The sequence below is a fragment of the Streptomyces sp. NPDC028331 genome, assembly GCF_055565775.1.
Map to the genome: position 1 here is coordinate 93576 of NZ_JBVHTR010000008.1, position 22842 is coordinate 116417.

Consider the following 22842-nt stretch of genomic DNA (forward strand, 5'->3'; position numbering starts at 1 on the left):
TGGCGTACGGTGCCGCCCATGGCAAGTGTGCTCGTGGTCGAGGACGACCAGTTCGTACGCTCGGCCCTGATCAGGCATCTGACGGAGGCCGGACACACCGTGCGCAGCGTCGGCACCGCGCTGGAGGCGCTGCGCGAGGTCGCGCACGTCCCCTTCGACGTCGTCATCCTCGACCTCGGACTGCCCGATCTGGACGGCTCGGAGGCGCTGAAGATGCTGCGCGGCATCACGGACGTGCCGGTCATCATCGCCACCGCACGCGACGACGAGACGGAGATCGTCCGCCTGCTCAACGCGGGCGCGGACGACTACCTGACCAAGCCGTTCTCGGTCGAGCACCTCTCGGCACGGATCGCCGCGGTGCTGCGCCGCGCCCGCACGGCCGCGGCCGACACCGCGTCCCCGGCCGTCATCCGGGTCGGCGGCCTGGCCATCGACCCGTTGCGCCGCCACGCGGAACTGGACGGGACACCCCTGGACCTGACCCGCCGTGAGTTCGACCTGCTCGCCTTCCTCGCCGGCCGGCCCGGCGTCGTCGTGCCGCGCAGGGAACTGCTCGCCGAGGTGTGGCGGCAGTCCTACGGCGACGACCAGACCATCGACGTCCATCTCTCCTGGCTCAGGCGGAAGTTGGGCGAGACGGCGGCCAGGCCGCGCTATCTGCACACCCTGCGGGGTGTCGGGGTGAAGCTGGAGCCGCCGGGGACGGAGCCGCTGCCATGAGGTGGGCACTGGTCAAGGTGTGCCTGGCGGTGACCACGATGGTGGTGGTCGCCTTCGCGGTTCCGCTCGGGCTCGTCGTCAAGGAGATGGCACGCGACCGCGCCTTCTCGAACGCCGAGCGGCAGGCCGCCGCGATCGCGCCCGCGCTGTCCATCACCACCGACCGGGACCAGTTGGAGCGGGTCGTCGCCTCGGCGGGCTCCGACGACGGCATCGCCGTGCACATCCCCGCCGGGGACGGCACGAAGGCGCTCGACATCGGCCGCCGGCGGGCCGCCGCCCAGGACATCGCGGCCACGCGCCGGCTGGGCCGGGCCTCCACCACCGAGGTCCCGGGCGGCTCCACGCTGCTCCAGCCCACCGCGCTCAGCTCCGGGGCGATCGCCGTGATCGAGGTCTACGTGCCCGAGTCCGAGGTGACGCACGGCGTCGGCACGGCCTGGGCGGTGCTCGCCGCGGTCGGCGTCGCGCTGGTCATCGGCTCGGTGGCGGTCGCCGACCGGCTGGGCGTGCGGATGGTGCGGCCCGCGCGGCGCCTGGCCGCGAGCGCGCACGACCTGGGAGAGGGGCAGCTCGGGGCGCGTGTCCCCGAGGACGGACCGGCCGAACTGCGGGCGGCGGCGGTCGCGTTCAACTCGATGGCCGACCAGGTCGTGCAACTCCTCGCCAACGAGCGGGAGCTGGCGGCGGACCTGTCCCACCGTCTGCGGACGCCGCTGACCGTGCTGCGGCTGAACGCGGCCTCCCTCGGCGACGGGCCGGCCGCCGAGCAGACCCGTCAGGCGGTCGCGCAACTGGAGCGCGAGGTGGACACGATCATCCGCACCGCGCGCGAGGCCAAGCCGCAGACCGTGGCGGCCGGACCGGGCGCCGGGTGCGACGCGGCGGAGGTGGTGCGCGAGCGGATGGAGTTCTGGTCGGCGCTCGCGGAGGACGAGGGCCGCAAGTGGCGGGTGGCGGGGGCCGACCGCCCGGTCCGCATACCCGTCGCCCGGGCCGACCTCGCCGCCGCGCTGGACGCCCTGCTCGGGAACGTCTTCCGGCACACCCCTGAGGGCACGGCGTTCGCGGTCGACGTGCACAACGCGGAGGACGCGGTGATCGTGCTGGTGTCCGACGCCGGGCCCGGCATCACCGACCCCGAGGCGGCGATGGCCCGTGGCCGGGGCTCGGGCAGCGACGGCTCGACGGGCCTCGGCCTGGACATCGTGCGCCGGCTCGCCGAGTCGACCGGCGGCGACGTACGGATCGGCTCCTCGGTGCTGGGCGGCACGGAGGTGCGGATCTGGTTCCAACTGGACGGACGGGCCCCGATACGGCGGGGGCACCGCGTCCGGCGCCGGCGCCGACACATATTGGTCTCTACCTTTAACCGCCCCCGATCCCTCCCTTAAGCGCACCCTAAGATCCCCAACCACCGCCCGGATCAGGCGTTTTGCCCGTTCCCGCCTCGCTAGCGTGCTGCCGCATTCACCCCCCGTACCAGCGAAGGCAGGCACGTGATGAGCAAGGCGCACCGGCGCGGTATCAGCGGCAGGAACAAGGCGATCGGCGGGATGGTCGCCGCCGTCGTGGTCGGCGGTGGCGCCCTGGTGCTCACCGGTACCGCGCACGCGGCCGGTGTCGGCGCGGCGTACACGAAGACCAGCTCCTGGTCGACCGGCTACACCGCGCAGTACGTGATCACGAACGACAGCGGTCAGGCCGAGAACGACTGGACGCTGCAGTTCGACCTGCCCTCGGGTGCCAAACTCAGCTCGCTGTGGGACGGCACCTCCACGGTGAGCGGGCAGCACGTCACCGTGAAGCCGCCGTCCTGGGACAAGGACGGGCTCGCGGCGGGCGAGTCCGTGACCGTCGGCTTCGTCGTGAGCGGCTCCGGGGACCCGACCGGCTGTCTCATCGACGGCGCGAAGTGTTCCGCCGACGACGGCCCGACCCCGCAGCCGAGCGGCCGCCCGACCGCCACCCCCACCCCGACCGCCACCCCCACCCCGAGCACCCCGACGCAGACCACCACCCCGACTCCGACCGCCACGCCCTCGCCCACCGCCACGCAGACCACGGGAGGCGGCACGGGCACCGGATCCACCACGAACGCCGGCTTCTCCCCGTACGTCGACACGTCCCTCTACCCGGCCTTCGACCTGGTCGCCGCGGCCGACGCGACGGGCGTGAAGAACTACAACCTGGCGTTCGTGACCGACGGCGGCGGCTGCACCCCCAAGTGGGGCGGCGTCTCCGACCTCGGCAACGACGCGGTGGCCGCGCAGATCGGCGCCCTGCGGGCCAAGGGCGGCGACGTCCGGGTCTCCTTCGGCGGCGCCTCCGGCTCCGAGCTGGCCACGACCTGCTCCTCAGCGGACGCGCTGGCGGCGGCGTACGGGAAGGTCGTGGACGCGTACAAACTCACCAAGGTCGACTTCGACGTCGAGGGCGGCGCGCTGCCGAACACGGCCGCGAACACCCGCCGCGCCCAGGCCATCGCCAAGCTGCAGCAGCAACACCCCGGCCTGGACGTCTCGTTCACGCTCCCGGTCATGCCGGAGGGCCTGACCCAGGACGGAGTGAACCTCCTCACCGACGCCAAGTCCCACGGCGTGAAGATCTCCACCGTCAACATCATGGCGATGGACTACGGCCCCGCGTACAGCGGCGACATGGGCACCTACGCCGAGCAGGCGGCGACCGCGACTCAGGCGCAGATCAAGAGCGTGCTGGGTCTGACCGACAGCGCGGCCTGGAAGACGGTCGCGGTCACCCCGATGATCGGCGTCAACGACGTCTCCTCCGAGGTCTTCAAGGTCGACGACGCCACCCAACTGGTGAATTTCGCCAGGTCCAAGGGGATCGGCGGGCTGTCGATGTGGTCGGCCGCACGCGACAAGCAGTGCGCCGGCGGCCCCAAGCCGACGGCGGACCCGACGTGCAGCTCGATCACCCAGGACACGTTCGCGTTCTCCAAGGCGTTCGGCGCCTACAAGTAGTCCCCCCGGTGCCCCGCGGGGGCGACCCCGCGGGGCCCCCACGGTGCCACCACCTGCGGGGCGCGGCACCCCCCTCCCGTGCCGCGCCCCGCATCCCGTGACCTCGGTGGTCAGTCCTGCAGCGGCGGCAGCTCCCCCGTCCGCGCCGCCCGGCCGTACCAGTGCGCGCTGGACTTCGGGGTGCGCTCCAGGGTCGTGTAGTCCACGTACACCGCCCCGAACCGCTTCCCGTAGCCGTACGCCCACTCGAAGTTGTCCAGCAGGGACCACAGGTAGTAGCCCCGTACGTTCGCGCCGTCCGTGATGGCCCGGCGCACCGCCGACAGGTGCCCGTGCAGGTACGCGATCCGCTCCGGGTCGTGGACACGGCCGTCCGGGTCCGGCTTGTCGTCGTAGGCCGCGCCGTTCTCCGTGACGTACAGCGGCAGGCCCGGCGCCTCCCGCGTGTAGCGCATGATCAGCTCGTGCAGGCCGGTCGGGTCGATCGTCCAGCCCATCTCGGTGCGCTCGCCCGGCGTCTGGTGGAACGTCACGTCGTCCGCGCCCGGCCAGGGCGAGTAGTCGCTCGCGCCGTGACCGTCCGGCCGCGGGCCGCTCACCTTCTCCTCGGCCGCCGAGACCAGCGTGGGCGTGTAGTAGTTCAGCCCCAGCGCGTCCAGCGGCTGGTGGATCGCCGCCAGGTCGCCGTCGCGGACGTACGACCAGTCCGTCACCGGCGAGGTCGCGGCGAGCAGGGTCTCCGGGTACGCCCCGTGCAGCATCGGGCCGTGGAAGACGCCGTTCGCCAGGTCGTCGATCTTCCGGCCCGCCGCCAGGTCCGCCGGGTCCTGCGAGACCGTGCGCACCACGGAGGAGTTGAGGCTGACGGCCACCGCGTTGCGGGCCGGCATCACCGACCGCAGGGCCGCGGCGCCGAGGCCGTGGGCCAGGTTCAGGTGGTGGGCCGCGCGCAGCGACGCCGCCGCGTCCGTGCGGCCCGGGGCGTGCACCCCGGAGCCGTAGCCCAGGAACGCGCTGCACCAGGGCTCGTTCAGGGTGATCCACTGCTCCACGCGGTCACCCAGCGCCTCGCCCACGATCCGCGCGTACTCGGCGAACCGGTACGCCGTGTCGCGCTCCGGCCAGCCGCCCGCGTCCTCCAGCTCCTGCGGGAGGTCCCAGTGGTAGAGGGTGATCGCCGGCTTGATGCCGTGGGCGAGCAGTTCGTCCACCAGACGGCGGTAGAAGTCCAGGCCGCGCTGGACCGCGGGGCCCCGCCCGGTCGGCTGCACGCGCGACCAGGAGATCGAGAAGCGGTACGCGTTCAGGCCCAGCTCGGCCATCAGCGCGACGTCCTCGCGGTAGCGGTGGTAGTGGTCGACAGCGATGTCACCGGTCTCGCCGCCGGCGGTCCTGCCCGGAGTATGGCTGAAGGTGTCCCAGATGGAGGGGGTGCGGCCGTCCTCCCGCACCGCCCCCTCGATCTGGTAGGCGGAGGTCGCCGCGCCCCAGAGGAAGGCGGGAGGAAAGGTCACGGGCGTCACCGATGTGGCGGACTCAGGCATGGAAGCGCTCCCATTTCATGTCCGGGGAGACCGGAGGTGGAGGGGGAAGAGGGACGAAGGGGCCGAGGCGGCGGTGACCCGGCCCCTGGGGTGGGGCATTCCCGTGGTCGGATTCCGGTACGGGCGTCAGCCCTTGACGGCGCCCTGCATGATGCCGCCCACGATCTGCTTGCCGAAGACCGCGAAGACCAGCAGCAGCGGCAGCGTGCCCAGCAGGGCTCCGGCCATGATCAGGGACTGGTCGGGGGTGAAGCCCCGCCCCAGACCGCTGAGGGCGACCTGCACCGTCGGGTTGCCGTTCTGGGTCAGGACCAGGAACGGCCACAGGAAGTCGTTCCAGGCCTGCACGAACATCAGCATGCCGAGTACGGCCATCGCCGGGCGGGCCGCCGGGAACACCACGTGCCACACCACGCGCCAACTGCTCGCGCCGTCCACCCGGGCGGCCTCGATGATCTCGTCCGGCAGCGCCTGCAGCAGGTACTGACGCATGAAGAACACGCCGAACGCGCTCACCAGCGACGGGAAGATGACCGCCTGCAACTGGTCCGTCCAGTCCAGCTTCGCGACCATCATGTACAGCGGGATGATGCTGAGCTGCGGCGGCACCATCATGGTGCCGATCACGAGCAGCATCAGGATGTTGCGGCCCCTGAAGCGCAGCTTGGCGAAGGCGAACCCGGCGATCGTCGACAGGAAGACGATGGTCGCCGCCGACGTCCCCGCCACGATCGTGGTGTTGAGGAAGGCCTTGCCGAGATTCGCCTCGTTCCAGGCGACGTCGAGGTTGTGGAAGAGGTTCCCGCCGAACCAGAACGGCGGTGGCGTCTGCGCCAGCCGGTTGGTCGTGCGGGAGGCGGCGATCGCCGTCCACACCAGGGGGAACAGCGAGCCGATGGTGAACAGGACGAGGACGGCGTACGCGATCGGGCCCGCGTGCAGTTGCCCGCCCGCGCGGGCCGACCTGGGGCGCCGTACGCGCTTCGGCTCCTTAGCCGCCGCGTCGGTGGGAGGGGTCAGGGTCGTCGTCACGGCCGGGTCTCCTAACTACTGGCGCGCAGCCGGCGCGAGATGACGTAGTTGACGACGCCGATCAGGATGAGGATCAGGAACATCGTCCAGGCGATGGCGGAGGCGCGGCCCAGGTGCTGGTTCACCCAGCCCTGCTCGTACAGGTACAGACCGAGCGTCTGGAACTGGTGCTCCGCGCCGCCCGACGCGCCCTTGTTCGCGTCGAAGATCAGCGGCTCGCCGAACACCTGGCTCGCCCCGATCGTCGACACCACGCAGGTGAACAGGATCGTCGGGCGCAACTGCGGCAGCGTCACATGGAAGAACTGCTGCCAGCGCGAGGCGCCGTCCAGGGCGGCCGACTCGTACAGGTCGTTCGGGATCGCCTGCATCGCCGCCAGGTAGATCAGCGCGTTGTAGCCGGTCCACCGCCAGATGATGATCGACGACACCGCGATCTGCGAGGGCCACTTGTCGTTCTGCCAGTCGATCTTGTCGACGCCGACGAAGTGCAGCGCCCAGTTGATCATGCCGTAGTCGCGGCCGAAGAGCAGCACGAAGACCAGGGAGGCCGCGGCGATCGAGGTGGCGTACGGCGCGAGCATCACGACGCGGTAGAACGTCGAGCCGCGCAGCTTGTAGTTGAGGATGTGCGCGAGGCCCATCGCCATCAGAAGCTGCGGGACCGTCGAGATGATGCCGATGGTCAGGGTGTTCTTCGCCGCGTTCCAGAAGAAGTCGTCGTCGAAGATCCGGGTGTAGTTGTGCAGGCCCGACCACTGCATGTCGGTGGGTGCGGTCAGCTCCACCGTGTGCAGCGAGGCCCAGCCGGTGTAGATCAGCGGGAACAGCCCGAAGGCGATGAACAGCAGGAAGAACGGCGAGATGAACGCGTAGGGGCTCCAGCGGATGTCCCGCTGCCAGCGACGGGAGAGCCGGGCGCGGCGCCGCAGTTCCGCCTCCGTGGGTACGGCGGGCGGGCGGGCCGGGGCCGCGCCCCCCTCCTTGGCGGGGGGCGCGGCGGTGTCGTGCCGGGTTGCCATGCCGGTCACTTCTCCAGGTTGTTGTCGATGGTCTTGGTGGCCGTCTGCCAGGCCTCGGCGGGCGACTTGCCCTTGGTGACGAGGATGACGCCGTTGTCCGTCAGACCCTGCTGGATGATCTGGTCCTTCGGGCCGATCACCTGGGTCGGGATGGACTTGGCGGCCTCGGCGAAGATCTTGCCGATGGGCGAGTCACCGGTCATCTCGTTCTTCGCGTTCGTCACCAGGGGCAGGCTGTAGGAGCCCGGGGTGCTCGGGAAGCTGCCCTGCACGCTGAACAGCTTGGCGAGCTGGGCGGGCTCGGTCAGCCAGACGGCCAGCTTCTCGGCCTCCGTGACGTTCTTGCCGTTCTTGGGCACGGTCAGGAAGGTGCCGCCCCAGTTGCCGGCCTTCGGCGCGGCGGCCACGTCCCACTTGCCGGCCGCGTCCGGCTTCGACTTGCCCTTGAGGTAGCCGAGCATCCACGGCGGGCAGGCGATCGCGGCGAACTTGCTGTTGGCGATCGTCGTGTCCCAGGCCGGCTGGAACTGCGTCTGCGACTGGACCAGCCCCTCCTGTGCCGCCTTGGCGGTCAGGTCGAAGGCGTTCTTGATGGCCGGGTTCGACTTGTAGACGACCTTGCCGGAGGAGTCGTAGAACTTCTGCTGCTCACTGCTGATGATCGCGTTGAGCAGACCACCGGGGGAGTCCATGAAGGACACGCCGCTGGGCGCCTTCTTCTTGAACGTCTCGCCGGCCGCGACGAGCTTGCTCCAGTCGCCCGCCCAGAGCTGCCCGACCTTGTCGCGGTCGGAGGGCAGGCCGGCCTGCTGGAAGAGGTCCTTGCGGTAACAGATGGCCATGGGGCCGATGTCGGTGCCGAGCCCGATCGTCTGGCCGTCCTTGGTGGTGGCCTGCTGCCACTTCCAGTCCAGCCAGTTGCTCTTGCTCACACCGGAGACCTTGGAGAGGTCCACGAGCTTGCTCGCGAAGGTCTGGGTGACCTCGGCGATGTTGCCGACTTCGACGGCCTGGACGTCCTGCAGACCGCTGCCCGTGGTGAGGTGGTTGACGAGGGCCGGGTAGTAGTTCTCGTTCCGCTCGACGACGTTTTCCTCGATCTTGATGTTGGGGTGGAGCTTCTCGTACTCGGTGTACAGACCGGCTTCCTTGAACCCCTGGGTGCCGAACAGGCCCAGCGTGATCGTGGTCTTGCCCTTGCTGTCGCCACCCGAACCGCTGCCGCCGCTGCCGCTCCCGCCGCTGTCGTCGGCACAGCCGGCCAGCAGCCCGGCGCCCAGCACGGCGACGGCCGCGAAGGCCACCGCTTTGTGGCCGATGGGGGTCCCCCCGCTCGAGCGAAGTCGAGAGTGGGGGAGGATACGTGCTCGCATGTCGTCCTCCAGTTGCCCTGACGTGCCGACCCCCCGGCCAACTTCCTTGCTGGGCCCGTGTCTTATCGCTGCGGCTCGGGCGGGGAACGTGCGGGATGTGTATGGGGCGGGTACCGTGGGAGCGCTCCCACAAGTGATGTGTTGAAGAGTCGTGGGTCCGGGCGGGGGTGTCAAGGGAGAGGGCGGTGTCAGAAGCGTTCAGTTATCGGGACGTTAACTGGCGCCCGGGCGGAGCCGGCCCCGGCGCGGGGTCCGGCGGTCGGCCCGGCGGTCGGGCCCGGCAGCGGTGGCTCGGCGGCGCGGGACTGTTACATTCCAGGCCAGGCGCGCGACGCGCGGTGTGACGGGAGGCGACCATGACAGGCCACGGAACGCGGGGCCGGAGTGGCCGGCGGCCGACCCTGGAGGAGGTCGCCGCCCGGGCCGGCGTGGGCCGCGGCACGGTCTCCCGGGTGATCAACGGCTCACCCCGGGTGAGCGACGCCACGCGCGCGGCCGTCGAGGCGGCGGTCGCCGAGCTGGGCTACGTGCCGAACACGGCGGCCCGGGCGCTGGCCGCGAACCGTACGGACGCGATCGCGCTCGTCGTCCCCGAGCCGGAGACGCGGTTCTTCGCGGAACCGTACTTCTCGGACATGGTGACGGGCGTCGGGTCCGCGCTGTCGGACACCGAGATGCAGCTCCTGCTGATCTTCGCGGGCAGCGACCGGGAGCGGCGCAGGCTGGCGCAGTACCTGGCGGCGCACCGGGTGGACGGCGTCCTGCTGGTCTCCGTCCACGCGGACGACCCGCTGCCCGACCTGCTGGCCCAGCTCGAGATCCCGGCGGTGATCAGCGGCCCGCGCTCGGAGTCGGAGACCCTGCCGTCGGTGGACTCGGACAACTACGGGGGCGGCCGCTCGGCGGTCGAACACCTGATCGCGCGAGGGCGTGCCCGCATCGCCACGATCACCGGACGCCTCGACGTGTACGGAGCCCAGCGGCGCATCGACGGCTACCGGGACGCGCTCAGGGACGCGGGCCGCGCGGTGGACGAGGCGCTGATCCTGCCCGGCGACTTCACCGAGGAGGGCGGCCGGCGCGCCATGGCGGAACTGCTGGCGCGCCGCCCCGACCTGGACGCGGTGTTCGCTGAGTCGGACGTGATGGCGGCGGGCGCGCGCCAGGTCCTGCGGGAGGCGGGGCGCCGCATCCCGGACGACGTGGCGCTGGTGGGGTACGACGACTCGGCGATCGCCCGCCACATGGACCCGCCCCTGACGAGCGTGCGCCAGCCGATCGAGGAGATGGGCCGGGCCATGATCGACCTGCTCCTGGACGAGATAGCGGACCACCGCCCGGCGGCTTCCCGCACACTGGACCGACGGCAGGTGGTACTGCCCACGGAACTGGTGGCGCGGGATTCGTCCTGACGCGCCCGAAGTCGTCGCCGCCGGCCGCGTGCGGGGGCCTGCGGAGCCGTTCGGGGACGGGCTGCGACCATGGGGCGCATGCGAAAAAGCGGTGCGATACGGGCGGTCGTGGTCGCGGCCTGCGGTGTGGTGACGATGTCCCTTGCAGCGTGCGGGAGTTCGGACCACCGGCGTGCCTCCGCGGCCGGCGGCTGGGCGGACCGCGCCCCAGCGCGCCACACGGACATGACGCGCATACCCGGCATAGGGGACCGGTTGTGGCGGCGCGTGCCGACGGACTCCCGCCAGGTGGTCGCCGTCTACGGCGCGGGCCGCAACTCGCCCGACTCGACCGTCGTGCTCTTCGCCGAGCAGGGCTCCACCTGGAAGCAGGAACGTTCCTGGGCCGCGCACAACGGGCGGAAGGGCTGGACGACGGACCACCACGAGGGCGACCGGCGCAGCCCCGTGGGCGTGTTCACGCTGAGCGACGCGGGCGGGGTCCTGGCCGACCCGGGGTCCAAGCTGCCGTACACCCGGTCCGCGTCGTTCCAGGCGCCCCACACCTGGAGCAGGTCCTACTGGCACGACTTCGACTACGTCATCGCCATCGACTACAACCGGGTCAGGGGCACCCCGCCCGATGACCCGGCCCGGCCCCTGGGCCAGTCGAAGGGCGGCGACATCTGGCTGCACATGGACCACGGCAGCGGCACATCGGCGTGCGTGAGCCTGCCCGAGCCGGCGATGCGGTACCTGCTGCGCACCCTCGACCCGAAGCAGCACCCGGTCGTGGTGATGGGCGACAGGACGGACCTGAAGGCCTGACGGGGCGTCCGGCGGACGTCCGCGGATAACCGGTGGCCCCGACGCGCGCCGGTCGAGCACAGTGAGGCCATGGCGACCTCCGACGCCCGGTTCATGCCCGGCCTGAAGCTGTCCGGAATCCTGTACGAGGAGGCCGTACGGCCGCTCCTTGACGAGACCTTCCCGGGACTGCGGTACGCGGCGGCGCGGATCGGCGGCGGTTCGGAGGTGCTGGGATTCGACACGCCCCGTTCGGCGGATCACGAGTGGGGTCCCCGGCTGGAGCTCTTCCTCACGGCCGAGGACCGGGCCCGGCACGGCGACGCCATCCGCCGTCTGCTGGCCGAGCGGCTGCCGAAGCAGCTCCGCGGCTGGCCCACCCACTTCCAGGAGAGCGACGACCCGCTCGACCCCGTCGGCCGCATGGGACCGACCGACGGGCCGGTCAACCACCGTGTGGACGTGCACGACGTCGAAGGCTGGCTCGCCGAGCGGCTCGGGCTGCGGCCGGCCGACACGGAACCGAGCGTGCGCGCCTGGCTGGCGATGCCCCAGCAACGGCTCGCGGAGACCACCGGCGGCGCGGTGTTCCACGACGGGCTCGGCACCCTCACCGCCGCGCGGCGTCGGCTGGCCTGGTACCCGGAGCAGGTGTGGCGGTACCTCCTGGCGTGCCAGTGGCAGCGCATCTCGCAGGAAGAGGCGTTCGTGGGCCGCTGCGCGGAGGTCGGCGACGACATCGGCTCGGCCGTCGTGGCCGCGCGCCTCGTACGGGACCTGATGCGGCTGTGCCTGCTGCTGGAGCGCCGGTACGCCCCGTACGGCAAGTGGCTCGGCAGCACGTTCGGCCGACTGCCCGTGGCCGCGTCGCTCGCCCCGTCACTGCGCGGTGCGCTGGCGGCGACGGACTACCCGGCCCGTGAAGAACACCTGTGCGACGCATACGAAGCGGTGGCGTCCCTGCAGAACGCCTCCGGACTGACCACCCCGGTGGATCCGAAGCGTCGCCCCTACCACTCGCGTCCCTTCCTCGTCCTGCGCGCCGAGCGCTTCGCACAGGCACTGGCCCGCACGGTCACGGACGCGGAACTCCGCGCCCTGCCCCTGGTCGGGGGCGTGGACCAGTGGGCGGACAGCACCGATCTGCTGAGCCGGCCCGGTCTCATCGGGACGCTGTGACACCGGGGGCGTGGAAAGGCGGAAGGCAGCCCAGCCGGTGCCCCTCCGGCACGGCTGAGAACCTGTCCTCATGGCAGACGAGACAGGCGGTTTCGAAGGCCGGCCGGTTCGCCCGGGCAAGTACGCACGGGTCGAGCGGGAGAGACGGTTCCTGATGGCCGAAGCGCCCGCACCGTCGTCAGTGACCGTCACCCGGGTGATCACCGACCGGTATCTGCTGGGAACGCGCCTGAGACTACGGCGGGCCGAACACCCGGACGGCCATCGGGAGCTCAAGCTCACCCAGAAGGTCCCGGTCCCTCGGCCCGGCGCCACCCAGGGACTGATCACGAACATGTACCTGTCGCCGGCCGAGTACGACGCGCTCGCTTCGCTGCCGGCCGTGCTGCTGTCCAAGACCCGTCTCAGCGTCCCCCCTCTGGGAGTCGACGTCTTCGACGGTCACCTTCAGGGCCTGGTTCTCGCCGAGGCCGAGTTCACCACCGACGAGGAAGCGCGGTCCTTCGTGCCGCCTGCCGGGTGCGTGGCGGAGGTGACCGATGACGCCCGCTTCACCGGAGGACGCCTCGTGCGGACCTCTCGGCGGGAACTGCTCGGGTGGTTGGCCGAGTACGGCCTCCGACCCGCCGGTTCCTCGTAGGCGAACCGTTGCGGCCGACGCCGTTGTCGTGGAATGCGTGTCTGTGTTCCGCTCCGGTAGCGTCTGCCCCCATCCCGACCAAGGATGGGGGCGGCTCTAGTCAGCCCCGGCGGGCATCATGAGCCTTACGTGATCCGCTGTCAGTCCTGGCCCGTTGAGGCGATGAGGTCGAGAAGGCCGGGGAATCGCTGGTTGAGGTCGTCGACCCGAAGGCGGCTGCGCCGCTCCAGTCCGTACTGCCTCTGGTGAATCACGCCGGCTTCGCGCAGGACTTTGAAGTGGTGAGTGAGGCTGGACTTCGGGCGGTTGAAGCCGAACCAGCCGCAGGGATGGTCGAACTCATCGGAGTCCAGCAGGAGCTTACGCGCCACCGTCATGCGTAGCGGGTCGGCGAGCGCACCCATCACGACCTCGAGTCGTAGCGCATCAACGGGCGGCTCTGGCAGGAGCGGCGGCCTCTCGGTCCCGGTTACGGCGTCAGGCATGCGGCCATCCTAGCGAGTTGTACGAGGATTCTCGTACTGCTACGGTCCTGTACGAATTTTCTCGTACAAGGGGGTTGGCAGTGGCAGTCGTGCATGAGGTCCGGGTGCGGGCCGGAGCGGGATGGCAGCTCGTCAGGGCGGCATGGGCGGTGACGGCCGTGTTCGCCCTGTCCAACTCACCGACTCCGTTGTATGTGTACTGGCAGCGTGAAATGAAGTACTCCTCAGGGACCCTGACACTCGTCTTCGCCGCCTACATCGCGGGTCTGGTGGTGACGCTGCTCGTCGCGGGACGCGCGGCCGACCGGTACGGCCGCAAGCGGGTGGTCGTCCCGGGGATTCTGATTGCGTTGGTCTCGGCGTTGCTGTTCATGACTGCCGGGAGCGTCGCGGCCCTGGTCGTAGCGAGGCTGCTCGTCGGCGTCGCGGTCGGCATTGTTGTGTCCGCCGGCATGGCTGCGGTCGTCGACCTCGGTGGGGAGGACCGCCGTCATGTGACGTCGATGCTGGCCTCGATCGCTATGGTCTTCGGCGCCGGTCTCGGGCCACTCCTGGGCGGGATCGTCTACCAGGCCACACCCCGACCGGTCGGATGGGTCTTCACTGTGAACATCGTGCTGCTGGTCGTCGCCTTGCTCGGGTACATCGGATTGCCGCTGGAACGTCCATCGGGCCAAGCGTCAGGGTTCTTGTGGCCGCGTCTTCCCCGTGTGCCCGCGCGGAATCGCATGCAAGTCGCCAGCGGTGCGGCGGTCTTCGCCCCCGGCCTGACCGCCACGTCGTTCGTGCTGTCCCTCGGCCCCTCCCTGCTGATGCTCGCTGTCGGGAACACCTCGCCGCTCCTGGCCGGCGGCGCGGCATGCGTGATGTTCCTCGCCGCCACCGGATCGCAGATCGCCCTCACCAGGCTTGCCGTGCATCGCCTGTTCGCCTTGGGGACTACCGGCACCGTCCTTGCGATGAGCGCCGTCGTGGTCACTCTCTTCACCAAAAACCCAGCACTCTTCGTCGCCTCGGCCGTCCTCGCAGGCAGCGGGCAAGGACTCGGCCAGCTCAGCGGCCTCCGGCTCATTGCCCACCACGTCGAGGGCAATCGGCGCGCCGAGGCCAACGCTGCACTGAACATCAGCGCCTACCTCCCCGCCGCGATCCTCACCGTCGCCACCGGATACGCCGTCAGTGGATGGGGCATTCGCCCCGCGGCCACGGCCCTCGCGGCCACCCTGGCGGTCCTCGGCCTGCTCCTCGGCGTGGCCGCCTACCGCGCCAACGCGCACGAATGAGGGGTTCGCGACCCATGGTGCATCGCCATGCCCCTCTGACGATCGAAGGCCGGCGCCGTCTCGTTGAGCGGTGCGAGAGCCGACCGATCGACAAAGCTCACAGCTAGATCACGACGGGGACCTATGTGTAGATCCCATCTATAACTCGTGCCTACTCTGTGGCGCCCGACTCGTCGCGCACGCTCCAGGTGCCGGTCGGGGCTGAGGGGGGTTGCCGTGAGACGGGTCCGGTGGCGGGACGAGTACGAGAACGACCCGGAGTACCAGGCCATCCTGGCGAGGATGGAGACGCCCTGGTGGAAGCGGCCGGCGGCCTTGTGGGGCGGTGTCGTCGCCGTCGCTGTCGCTTCATTCTTCCTGGGCGGTGCGGTTCTGGGCTCTGATGGGGGCGCCGCTTCCCCGGACGCGTGGGTGCAGGGGCAGACGGACGGCCAGTCGCAGAACAGCCGGCCTGCCGGGCTGACGTACCAGCAGAAGCAGCAGATCCTCTTCAAGTTCTGCAACTCTTCCCAGATGCGGGGCCAGCCGGGAGACAGCTCGGCGTTCCCGACGTGCATGGGGAGCTACACCGTGACGGACCAGGGGATGGTCATGCCGAAGTAGCCCAGGGTTCCTGCGGCCACCTCGGAAAGACCCGGCAGATGTGTGCGCTCGGCCTGGCGAGCGGTCTTCCGCTGCTGCCGGCTGACCCCTTCCATGGACACCCCCGAGCCCACCACGGCACCGGTGAGACCCATCAGCCCCGCCAACGTCTCTGCCTGCATGGCGCCATCCTGTCGAGGATCCGGGTGCGGAGAGGGTGATTCCGTCAGGCCCTTTCGGGCCCCTCCATGTCAGGGGTGCGATCTCTTCACAGGTCGGTCACATGTACGATCACGCGTCACTGGATGAGGGGGGCACCTACCTGCGGTGACGTCTGTCGGTGATCCCTCCGGCACTCGACGGAGATCGTGTACGTGGGCAGCAGCAAGAGCAAGAGCATGAACGAGACGGCCATGGGGTGCGGTGTCTTCGCGGTCGTCGCCCTCATCCTCGCGGTGGCGACTCAGTGCGGGGGCGACGACGGCAAGTCGGATACCGCGTCAAAGGCCGATCCCAGCCCTTCCGTCAGCGTCACGGCCGACTCGTCGAAGCCCGCCCGGCAGGAGCCGAAGAAGGTCACGATGAGCCTCGCGGACATCGTCGACACGCCAGGCACCCTGGCGCAGTTCGAGAAGTTCGTCGCGGAGCACGGGACCACCGAGCAGAAGAAGGCGGTCCAGCACCTGAAGAAGTGGCGGGGGTACTCCCGCAAGGCGTACCCGGCCATCGAGGTGGCCTCCGACTACCCGACGGTCGACTACGAAGCCGATGGCGCCGCTGACAAGACCCTCGCCCTGGAAGAGCAGTCCCAGTACATCGCCGAGGCCTTCGCTTCGTGGTGGCAAGCAGATGAGCCATCGGTGATCCAGGTCTTCGACCGCGGCGGCAAGTACACCGCCGGCACCTCCTGTATCCGAACCGACAGTGTCAAGGTCCATGGGTCGTGCCTGAACCTTTGATATGAGTCGAGCCCGAACCTGGCACAAGGGTTCGGGCTCTCGGTCGCGCTCGGCGCGCCGACGTTGGAGCACCGTGCCGAGGCGTCGGTTGCTGACGTGGATGCCTCGCTGACGCAGGCCCGGGCGGATTGGCCGGAGCCACCCGGTCGGCCCCAGGCGCCGCCCCTGCGGCGCGCGCCCGTCCGCACCCTTCACAAAGGCAAGGGGCGGGCTTCCACGACGCTCTTCATGACCAGGGTGGAACTGAGGCGCTGGACGCCGGGCAGAGTGGCGAGGCGGTCGTCGTAGAGCTGCTGATAGGCCGCCAGGTCTCGGGCGACGACGCGCAGGAGGTAGTCGGGGTCGCCGAACAGGCGCTGGGCCTGCAGGACGTTGGGGACGTCGGCCACGGCGTGCTCGAAGGCGGCGACGGTCTCCCGGTCCTCGTAGCGCATGGTCACGAAGACCAGCGCCTCGAAGGTCAGGCCGAGAGCGCCGGCGTCGAGCCGGGCGTGATAGCCGCTGATCGCGCCGGAGCGTTCCAGGGCGCGAAGGCGGCGGTGGCAGGGGGACACGCTGAGGCGGACCCGTTCGGCCAGCTCGGTCAGGGTCAGCCGCCCGTCGCGCTGCAGCTCGGCAAGAATCTTCCTGTCCACGTCGTCCACGGGGAACATTCTTCCACTACTGCGCACCCACCGTGGAAAAGTTGGAAACACATTCTCCGTAAACCCGCCTAATCTCCCCTCCAGGAGGCCGAGGGCTCGACGAGCCCGGTCCAAGGACGGAGGTGGAACCATGGCGATCGGCAGCATCGCCGCCTTCTGGGCAGTGTCGTTCCTGCTGGTGCTCGTCCCGGGTGCGGACTGGGCCTATGCGATCGCGGCCGGTCTGCGCGACCGTACGGTCCTGCCCGCCGTCGGCGGCCTGCTCACCGGCTATCTGGCGCTGACCGCGGCGGTCGCCGCCGGGGTGGCCGCACTGGTGGCCCGCTCCCCCCTGGTGCTGACCGTGCTGACAGCGGCCGGCGCGGTGTACCTGGTCTGGCTCGGGGCAACCACGGTGGCCCGCCCGTCGACACCACAGGCCGCCGCGGAGGAGAGCGTCGGCTCCTGGGTGAGGCGGGCGACCAAGGGGGCCGGCATCAGCGGCCTCAACCCGAAGGCGCTGCTGCTCTTCCTGGCACTCCTGCCGCAGTTCCTCACACACGGCGCGAGCTGGCCGTTCCCCGTACAGATCGCCCTGTTGGGCCTCGTGCACACGGCCAACTGCGCCGTGGTCTACACGGGCGTCGGCGCCGCCGCGCGACGAGTGCTGCGCACACGCCCGACCGTCGCCCGATCGGTGACCCGCTGCTCGGGCGCCGCGATGATCCTGATCGGCGCCCTGCTGCTGGCCGAGCGTCTGCTCGCGTAGAGGGTGAAGCGGGTCGGCCGCACGTGCCGGCGCGACCACCGACCCCGCTCGCCGGCGACATCACAGGAGCCGAGTTCACGATCGACGGCGGCCAGGCCAAGACGTTGTGACATCAGGTGCTGACGGCCGCCGGCAACGGCTCGGCCGTCCCGCCCGGTTCGGCCGTCCCGCCGCAGCCGGGAGATCCGGTGCGATCGATGAGCTGCCAAGGCCCCGACGAAAGTGACCCGAGGGCCCGGGAACGAAAGAGGCCGGGGAACGAAAGAGGCCGATGCTCCGTTACCCGGATCATCGGCCTCTTCGCAGAGGGTGAGTGACGGGACTCGAACCTGTTTCGTATCGCTATCGTGACCTGCGTCTTTGCTGCCCACGTAGGCAAATCCGGGCATACAGGTGACGGGTGATGGCGCTGGATGACGCTGTGCGGCATCCGGTTTGGCCATGGCCAAACGCTCCCGTTGAGGACTGCGGGTGCGCGCAAGGCGGGGGGTTCGTACCTTCCTGCGCTGTACACCGGATAGGGCCGTCCTGCCCTCCATGCTTCCGTCGCCGTCCGAACGGTGATGTTCCCCTCGTAGCGTGGAGTCCCGGTGCACGACAAACGCGGGCTGTCAGTCGTCATCCTCGTCGTACGGTTCAGGCTCCCGGATGAAGGCCAGATCAAGGACGTAACGTTCGTCAGCGGGGCACCGGGACCAGGCCTGCCCGATCTGCTCCGGGGACCAGTCGTCGTTGATGCTTCTCAGGACCTCGTCGTAGTAGGCGGACGCCGCGTCCCGTCCGGCCCACCACGCGTAGCCCTCGTACATGCCCGGGCGGGGCAGGGTCATCTCGCCGGCAGGCCCCATGGTCAGCTGGTTGACGACGAGAGTGCCGGTCTCGGACTCGATGCTGACCGGGACGTGGCCCTCGGCGTCGGCGGGAGGCCTTGGGGGCGTGTCCCAGATGCGGACGGTGACCCGCACGTCGATGTCGGGTTGGCGGCTGAGCAGGTACAGGTGGTAGCCGTTGCCTGCCACCACCTGTACCTGAGCGGCGCTCAGGGCTGCTTGGTCGCCGAGGTAGGCGTCGGCGTCATAGATCTCGACGATTCGACGGTCGGGGGTTGCGGTGACGCTGTATTCGGCGAGGAGCGCCATGGGATGCCTCTCTGTCAGTCGGTGAGCTTCACATAGAAGGGGTCGCCGTCCAGGACGCGGTTGAGGGTGTACATCGCGTCGATCCGGTTACCACCGTTGCCGTTGTCCGTGCCGCTGATCAGGCGGACGGAGTACCGGTTGTCACCTTTGGTCGACCCTTCTTTCGTGCTGGCGAACGGGTACTCGTCGCACTCCAGGCCGGTCCCGGAGTAGTCGCCCCACACCGCCCTGCATTGCGAGATGGATTTTTTGCGGTTCGCCGCCTGCTTGTCTTTGTCGATCAGCCGGTGAAGGGGCTCCTTCTCCCCAGGGATGGTCTTGCCTGCGAAGGACGGGAAGGTGCGCTCCGGGTGATTCAAAGCGTCGTAGATGTGCAGTGCACTCTCTTTGACCTCGGGGTCCTTGCGGCTCATAACGAGTTCAACGCGGGCTCCGGTGAAGACGGTACCCTTGTGCTTGCCTGCCACGGGTCCGGCGTAGTCGAAGCGGACGGCGGAGTGGTAGGCGTCGACCTCCTGGTAGGGGGAGACGCTGGGCGACTGGACGTTGATGTCCAGGAAGACCGTCGCCGCGACCTTCTGCTGGTTGCCGTTGTTGAACTGGGCGCCTAGGTCGGGGGATGTGTACGTGAGCGTCCACGTGGGCTTGTTGTTCCAGGCGCCGAGGAGTTCGTCACGCTGAACCGTGCTGGGAGCGGTGATCTGCGGGTTGGGATCGCTGTCGCTGGCGTCGATGCTGTCTCGGAAGAACTGCCCGATGCTCCACTTGGTGGCGTCCTCGGTACCCGCGGTCTGAACACGGATGTTCTCGACGCTGGCGACGTAGTCGACTCTGCGGCTTCCGTCATAGGCGAAGCCCAGGGTCCACATGTCGAACCAGAGACGACCGATGGCCTCGGTGCCTTTCTTGTCGCGCAGAATCAGGTCATACGGCTTCTTCTGGCAGCTCTCGAAGCGGCTCTTGATCCAGCCGGTCTGGGTCTTCGCGGCTGCCGCCTGCTTCTCGCACTGCTGGCGCAGGTCGGTCTGTTCGTCGGCGGGTGCGCGCCGGACTGCGTGCCCGAGCGGTGCCTGCTCTCCGTGTGAACGCTGGTAGGCCGCGAACGGTACCGGGTGGTTCATTTTCTGGAGCTCGGATTTGGGAACGGACGCGGCGTCGATGAACCCTGCAGTTGTCGCGTGTGGTGAGGTGCGAGCCTGATCGGGTGCCGCGGTCGCTGCGCTCGTGGTCAGGAGGGTCACGGCGCAGGCGGCTGCCGCTCTGCGGGCCCAGCGGACCAGTCGTATTCGGTGGTTGAGGTGCTGCATGCGGAGCTGCTCCCTGTGAAGCACTGCGAAGTCTCGGATTCGGAAGGCGTCGGCCGGAATTGCTCGTGGTGGCCGTGGCGGACGGAGGCTTACTGGTTCCGTCCGGTCAGGAACGGCACATCTCGCCCCAGCACGCTTCGAGGAGCTGGCCGGTCTGAGCGGAGTAGACGGCGGTGAAGCCGCGGTAGCGCCGGTGGTCGTGCTCGAGTCCCGGCGTCGTCTGCTGGGAGCTGACGGTCCAGGTCGGCGTCGTCCCGGCATCCAGGGCCCGCACTGCGGTGGTTGACGACCGGGTGAGGTCCACGTGCTGCGGGTCGACGGCGAAGGAGTGCGCGGCGCGCTCGCGGAGGGATTCTGCACTGGGCGTGTCGCTGGCGGTGCGGGCGGCCATGGCCTGCGGCTTGGCCTGTAGGGCGACGGCGTTGCACACCTGGGCGGTCTGCACGCACTCGGACAGGCCGGGAACCGTCTGCAGGCAGCTGTCAGGGTCCTGGTCCAGGCACGCGGACAGGGCCTTCTGGTCGACGCCGTTGAAGGTGGCCGGTACGCCCTCGATTTCCAGCAGGGAAGCCCACGACGTCGGGTCGTCTGCGGCCTGCGTGGCGGCGACGGAGGCAGCCGGCTTGCGTGGCTTGCTCACTGTCCACTGCGTGAAGTTCGTGTTGTCCGTCAGCTTGCTGTTGAAGCAGTACGGCGGCTTGTCCCTGCTGCTGCAGGTGGGCAGGGAGATGACCTTGGCGAGTAGTTCGCCGTCTGCACGGTCGCGTCGGCGCTGACCTGGTCGTAGGTGATCGGTACGTTCCGCCAGGTGGCGAAGCCTCCGATAACGGGCTGGCCCGGTCGGCTGCACGTCATGGCCCAGAAGATGATCTGGGCACTGTAGACGGTGTTGCAGGCGGTCGTTGGAGGGGCCGCCTCGGCCGGTGCCGCTCCGGTGAGCGGCATGGCTATGCCCAGACTCACGGTGGTCATGAGGGCCGCAAGTCTCTTGCGTGCACGCAAAGTTGTTCCCCCTGGGACTGAAATGGTGGTCGCCGCACAACTTATCGAACACGTGATCTCATGGCATGTGCGTAAGAAAGCGTTGCTCCGAGCAAGGGCGTGATTACCGTCACGCACCGACTCGGTTTGATCACTGCACCACGACAGGGTCACCGGACGAGTGCCGACCAGACAGCGACAGCGAACGCAGCGACACCAGTGAGAGCGCTGATGGCTGGGAGAGGCCAGCGGGAGCGCTCGAGGGCGGTGACGCGGCTGTCCAGCTCCTCGATAGCCTTGTCGATCTGGTCGGAACGCTGGACCAGGAGCGCGAGTTGGCCGTCGATGCGCGCGAGCCCGACTTCGAGGGCGCGGCGGAGTTCGGCGAGTTCCAGGGCGATCTCTCCGTCGGGTATGGCGGTGCCCGTACGGCAGACGACGCTGACGCTCGTTCAGGTGCGATGCCGCCGCTCCGGCTTCGCCCGCAACGGACTGATCAACTCATCGAAACGCCCGATACCACGTCAACGAGTATGTACCGGGAGTAATCCGTAGATCTTCGACGGCTTCGGTGCCCGCTCAGAACAGTTCCAGGTCCTCACCGCTGGTGTCCGCGATGACTGGCCGGAACTGGGCGGGGAGGCCGTCCAGGCGGTCGGGGCCGGCCGCGGCGGCCACGGCGGGGGCCGTCTCGGCCAACCAGGCACGGAACCGTTCGGCGGCTTCGCGGTAGGGGACTTGTGTCAGGACGCGGTGTTCGCCGGAGGGGCAGGCGTCGACGGCGACGGTGAGCAGGCAGGAACGGGGTGTGTTCTGACTGCCGGTCCAGGACACGCGCAGGATCCCGCAGGGCTTGCGCCCGCGGGGGGCGCGGTGGCTCGGGCGCAGCGATCGGCGGGCTATGTGGGCGGTCCATGCGGCGAGGTGCGGCAGGGGCAGGGTGGTGCGTGCGCGGCAGCCGGGGCAGCGGTGCCAGTGGCGGAGCCAGTCGTCGGTGTCGGTGTGGAAGAGGCGTGTGTAGCGGTTGGCCACGCGGATGTCGTTGCTGTACAGGTGGTCGGGGCGTTCCTGTGTGTTGCAGGACTGGCAGACGGGGGCGCGGACGTAGCCGTGTTCGTGGCAGTGGTCGAGGACGGTGGCGGGCGCGGTGCGGCAGACGGCGCACGCCCACCCGGCCACCCTGCGGGAGGTACCGGGCTTCCTGGTGAGCACCGAGTACAGCTGGCCTTCGAGTTCTTTGTTGTACGGGCGCAGTGAGGCGGTGGGGGCCCCGGGGCTCGTCGTCTGCCGACCGCCGGCGGCTCGGGCCTGCCGGGGGTGGGAGGGCGACTCGACGGCGGCTGCGCCTGCCTGGCGGGTCCGCGCGGCTTGCACCCACTGCGTTTCGGCGTGCTCGGCCGCATTCAGCAGCCTGACCACCGCGCGCGGCAGCCACCACGTGCGCTGTGTCCCGTCGCGGGTCTGCTCCACGAGTAACTGTCGCCAGTCGATCCCCGCCAGATGGTGCGGGCGGTCGACTTCACGTCGTGCTGCCCGCTCGGGGCCGCCCAGCTCCTGTAGTTCCCTCGTGATGCGCCGGCGCCAGCGCAGCGGCGTTTCCTCATCGCACTCCTGCCTCGGCGCTCCACGGAACGGGGTCAGCGCGGAGGCCCGACATCCCTGTCGGCCGCAGCCGCGGTGGCTCGGCTGCTGGACCTCGAAACGTGGACGGGCCCATGGCTCAGGTCAGAACCCGTCACTCAGCGGCGGATCGATGCACGAAAAACTGCACAGTGTGCGACTCGGTGCATGCCTTAAGTGAGGTTCCATGTGTACTTACGGCTGTCACTCCTTCCCGGACGACTCGAATCGCGGGCGGATGGGCCGTGGTTAGGCCGTGGCCAAACGGCAGATAGGCCCGTGACCTGCGTTACCGCAGGTCACGGGCCTATCTCGTAGGGTGAGTGACGGGACTCGAACCCGCGACATCCTGGACCACAACCAGGTGCTCTACCAGCTGAGCTACACCCACCATGA

At 69.6% G+C, this 22842-nt stretch carries 22 protein-coding genes and 1 tRNA gene; 11 read left to right on the forward strand and 12 right to left on the reverse strand.

Annotated features, from left to right (window positions below):
• The first annotated feature begins 18 nt into the window (after positions 1–18).
• The 3 genes from ACZ4SW_RS14225 (at position 19) to ACZ4SW_RS14235 (ending at position 3710) form a co-directional block, all read left to right on the forward strand.
• Positions 19–723 carry a response regulator transcription factor gene (locus tag ACZ4SW_RS14225; RefSeq protein ID WP_468242204.1) on the forward strand — a complete coding sequence of 235 codons (705 nt, stop codon included), beginning with the start codon at positions 19–21 and terminating at the stop codon, positions 721–723.
• Entirely contained in the window at positions 720–2117 is a 1398-nt protein-coding gene (locus ACZ4SW_RS14230) for a sensor histidine kinase (protein WP_468242206.1), read from the forward strand. The genes ACZ4SW_RS14225 and ACZ4SW_RS14230 overlap by 4 nt, the downstream gene beginning before the upstream one ends.
• 108 nt (positions 2118–2225) lie before the next feature.
• Entirely contained in the window at positions 2226–3710 is a 1485-nt protein-coding gene (locus tag ACZ4SW_RS14235) for a glycoside hydrolase family 18 protein (RefSeq protein WP_468242208.1), read from the forward strand.
• 110 nt (positions 3711–3820) lie between these two features.
• On the opposite strand, the gene ACZ4SW_RS14240 is transcribed toward ACZ4SW_RS14235, so the two are convergent.
• The 4 genes from ACZ4SW_RS14240 to ACZ4SW_RS14255 all read right to left on the reverse strand — a co-directional run bounded on the left by ACZ4SW_RS14240 (position 3821) and on the right by ACZ4SW_RS14255 (position 8681).
• A complete protein-coding gene (locus ACZ4SW_RS14240; protein WP_468242211.1) occupies positions 3821–5254 on the reverse strand; it encodes a GH1 family beta-glucosidase in 1434 nt (477 codons plus the stop codon).
• Positions 5255–5380: 126 nt separating this feature from the next.
• Positions 5381–6286 carry a carbohydrate ABC transporter permease gene (locus tag ACZ4SW_RS14245; protein WP_468242213.1) on the reverse strand — a complete coding sequence of 302 codons (906 nt, stop codon included), beginning with the start codon at positions 6284–6286 and terminating at the stop codon, positions 5381–5383.
• Between the two features lie 11 nt (positions 6287–6297).
• The gene (locus ACZ4SW_RS14250) at positions 6298–7308 is read right to left on the reverse strand and encodes a carbohydrate ABC transporter permease (RefSeq protein WP_468242215.1); all 1011 of its coding nucleotides are present in this window, start codon (positions 7306–7308) and stop codon (positions 6298–6300) included.
• A 5-nt stretch (positions 7309–7313) separates the two neighbouring features.
• Positions 7314–8681 (reverse strand): ABC transporter substrate-binding protein, encoded by a 1368-nt coding sequence (locus tag ACZ4SW_RS14255; protein ID WP_468242218.1) that lies wholly within the window; start codon positions 8679–8681, stop codon positions 7314–7316.
• A gap of 356 nt (positions 8682–9037) precedes the next feature.
• On the opposite strand from ACZ4SW_RS14255, the gene ACZ4SW_RS14260 reads away from it, so the two are divergent.
• The 4 genes from ACZ4SW_RS14260 (at position 9038) to ACZ4SW_RS14275 (ending at position 12698) form a co-directional block, all read left to right on the forward strand.
• On the forward strand, positions 9038–10093 hold the full coding sequence (locus tag ACZ4SW_RS14260; protein ID WP_468242220.1) for a LacI family DNA-binding transcriptional regulator: 1056 nt from the start codon (positions 9038–9040) through the stop codon (positions 10091–10093).
• Between the two features lie 78 nt (positions 10094–10171).
• Positions 10172–10900: a L,D-transpeptidase family protein gene (locus tag ACZ4SW_RS14265; RefSeq protein WP_468242222.1), complete on the forward strand. Its 729-nt coding sequence runs from the start codon at positions 10172–10174 to the stop codon at positions 10898–10900.
• Between the two features lie 69 nt (positions 10901–10969).
• A complete protein-coding gene (locus tag ACZ4SW_RS14270) occupies positions 10970–12058 on the forward strand; it encodes a DUF4037 domain-containing protein (protein WP_468242225.1) in 1089 nt (362 codons plus the stop codon).
• A gap of 70 nt (positions 12059–12128) precedes the next feature.
• The gene (locus ACZ4SW_RS14275) at positions 12129–12698 is read left to right on the forward strand and encodes a CYTH domain-containing protein (protein WP_468242227.1); all 570 of its coding nucleotides are present in this window, start codon (positions 12129–12131) and stop codon (positions 12696–12698) included.
• A 140-nt stretch (positions 12699–12838) separates the two neighbouring features.
• Here the strand turns inward: ACZ4SW_RS14275 and ACZ4SW_RS14280 are convergent, their stop codons facing one another.
• A complete protein-coding gene (locus ACZ4SW_RS14280) occupies positions 12839–13183 on the reverse strand; it encodes an ArsR/SmtB family transcription factor (protein WP_468242229.1) in 345 nt (114 codons plus the stop codon).
• A gap of 80 nt (positions 13184–13263) precedes the next feature.
• Here ACZ4SW_RS14280 and ACZ4SW_RS14285 point away from each other — a divergent pair, with 80 nt between their 5' ends.
• Positions 13264–14466 carry an MFS transporter gene (locus ACZ4SW_RS14285; protein WP_468242232.1) on the forward strand — a complete coding sequence of 401 codons (1203 nt, stop codon included), beginning with the start codon at positions 13264–13266 and terminating at the stop codon, positions 14464–14466.
• Positions 14467–14682: 216 nt separating this feature from the next.
• On the forward strand, positions 14683–15069 hold the full coding sequence (locus ACZ4SW_RS14290; protein WP_468242234.1) for a hypothetical protein: 387 nt from the start codon (positions 14683–14685) through the stop codon (positions 15067–15069).
• Here ACZ4SW_RS14290 and ACZ4SW_RS14295 read toward each other — a convergent pair.
• Positions 15030–15230 carry a hypothetical protein gene (locus tag ACZ4SW_RS14295; RefSeq protein ID WP_468242236.1) on the reverse strand — a complete coding sequence of 67 codons (201 nt, stop codon included), beginning with the start codon at positions 15228–15230 and terminating at the stop codon, positions 15030–15032. The genes ACZ4SW_RS14290 and ACZ4SW_RS14295 overlap by 40 nt on opposite strands.
• Before the next feature lie 192 nt (positions 15231–15422).
• On the opposite strand from ACZ4SW_RS14295, the gene ACZ4SW_RS14300 reads away from it, so the two are divergent.
• On the forward strand, positions 15423–16007 hold the full coding sequence (locus ACZ4SW_RS14300; protein WP_468242238.1) for a hypothetical protein: 585 nt from the start codon (positions 15423–15425) through the stop codon (positions 16005–16007).
• Between the two features lie 191 nt (positions 16008–16198).
• Here the strand turns inward: ACZ4SW_RS14300 and ACZ4SW_RS14305 are convergent, their stop codons facing one another.
• The gene (locus ACZ4SW_RS14305) at positions 16199–16651 is read right to left on the reverse strand and encodes an Lrp/AsnC family transcriptional regulator (RefSeq protein ID WP_468242240.1); all 453 of its coding nucleotides are present in this window, start codon (positions 16649–16651) and stop codon (positions 16199–16201) included.
• Between the two features lie 130 nt (positions 16652–16781).
• On the opposite strand from ACZ4SW_RS14305, the gene ACZ4SW_RS14310 reads away from it, so the two are divergent.
• Positions 16782–17399, forward strand: a complete 618-nt coding sequence (locus ACZ4SW_RS14310; RefSeq protein WP_468242242.1) for a LysE family translocator — start codon at positions 16782–16784, stop codon at positions 17397–17399.
• Positions 17400–18010: 611 nt separating this feature from the next.
• Here ACZ4SW_RS14310 and ACZ4SW_RS14315 read toward each other — a convergent pair.
• The 5 genes from ACZ4SW_RS14315 to ACZ4SW_RS14335 form a co-directional block, all read right to left on the reverse strand.
• Positions 18011–18538: a hypothetical protein gene (locus tag ACZ4SW_RS14315; RefSeq protein WP_468242245.1), complete on the reverse strand. Its 528-nt coding sequence runs from the start codon at positions 18536–18538 to the stop codon at positions 18011–18013.
• A gap of 14 nt (positions 18539–18552) precedes the next feature.
• Positions 18553–19845, reverse strand: coding sequence for a NucA/NucB deoxyribonuclease domain-containing protein (locus tag ACZ4SW_RS14320; protein ID WP_468242247.1), 1293 nt, complete (start codon positions 19843–19845; stop codon positions 18553–18555).
• A gap of 106 nt (positions 19846–19951) precedes the next feature.
• Positions 19952–20485 carry a hypothetical protein gene (locus tag ACZ4SW_RS14325; RefSeq protein WP_468242249.1) on the reverse strand — a complete coding sequence of 178 codons (534 nt, stop codon included), beginning with the start codon at positions 20483–20485 and terminating at the stop codon, positions 19952–19954.
• Between the two features lie 920 nt (positions 20486–21405).
• Entirely contained in the window at positions 21406–22296 is an 891-nt protein-coding gene (locus tag ACZ4SW_RS14330; protein WP_468242252.1) for an endonuclease domain-containing protein, read from the reverse strand.
• 468 nt (positions 22297–22764) lie between these two features.
• Positions 22765–22837, reverse strand: a tRNA-His gene (locus ACZ4SW_RS14335).
• Positions 22838–22842 lie beyond the last annotated feature (5 nt).

Excerpts from the sequence above, each read along its gene's own strand:
- ACZ4SW_RS14225 (WP_468242204.1), top strand. The coding sequence starts at position 19 with ATGGCAAGTGTGCTCGTGGTCGAGGACGACCAGTTCGTACGCTCGGCC.
- ACZ4SW_RS14235 (WP_468242208.1), top strand. The coding sequence starts at position 2,226 with ATGAGCAAGGCGCACCGGCGCGGTATCAGCGGCAGGAACAAGGCGATC.
- ACZ4SW_RS14250 (WP_468242215.1), bottom strand. The coding sequence starts at position 7,308 with ATGGCAACCCGGCACGACACCGCCGCGCCCCCCGCCAAGGAGGGGGGC.
- ACZ4SW_RS14310 (WP_468242242.1), top strand. The coding sequence starts at position 16,782 with ATGGCGATCGGCAGCATCGCCGCCTTCTGGGCAGTGTCGTTCCTGCTG.
- ACZ4SW_RS14240 (WP_468242211.1), bottom strand. The coding sequence starts at position 5,254 with ATGCCTGAGTCCGCCACATCGGTGACGCCCGTGACCTTTCCTCCCGCC.
- ACZ4SW_RS14260 (WP_468242220.1), top strand. The coding sequence starts at position 9,038 with ATGACAGGCCACGGAACGCGGGGCCGGAGTGGCCGGCGGCCGACCCTG.
- ACZ4SW_RS14275 (WP_468242227.1), top strand. The coding sequence starts at position 12,129 with ATGGCAGACGAGACAGGCGGTTTCGAAGGCCGGCCGGTTCGCCCGGGC.
- ACZ4SW_RS14295 (WP_468242236.1), bottom strand. The coding sequence starts at position 15,230 with ATGCAGGCAGAGACGTTGGCGGGGCTGATGGGTCTCACCGGTGCCGTG.
- ACZ4SW_RS14265 (WP_468242222.1), top strand. The coding sequence starts at position 10,172 with ATGCGAAAAAGCGGTGCGATACGGGCGGTCGTGGTCGCGGCCTGCGGT.
- ACZ4SW_RS14270 (WP_468242225.1), top strand. The coding sequence starts at position 10,970 with ATGGCGACCTCCGACGCCCGGTTCATGCCCGGCCTGAAGCTGTCCGGA.
- ACZ4SW_RS14280 (WP_468242229.1), bottom strand. The coding sequence starts at position 13,183 with ATGCCTGACGCCGTAACCGGGACCGAGAGGCCGCCGCTCCTGCCAGAG.
- ACZ4SW_RS14315 (WP_468242245.1), bottom strand. The coding sequence starts at position 18,538 with ATGGCGCTCCTCGCCGAATACAGCGTCACCGCAACCCCCGACCGTCGA.
- ACZ4SW_RS14230 (WP_468242206.1), top strand. The coding sequence starts at position 720 with ATGAGGTGGGCACTGGTCAAGGTGTGCCTGGCGGTGACCACGATGGTG.
- ACZ4SW_RS14255 (WP_468242218.1), bottom strand. The coding sequence starts at position 8,681 with ATGCGAGCACGTATCCTCCCCCACTCTCGACTTCGCTCGAGCGGGGGG.
- ACZ4SW_RS14320 (WP_468242247.1), bottom strand. The coding sequence starts at position 19,845 with ATGCAGCACCTCAACCACCGAATACGACTGGTCCGCTGGGCCCGCAGA.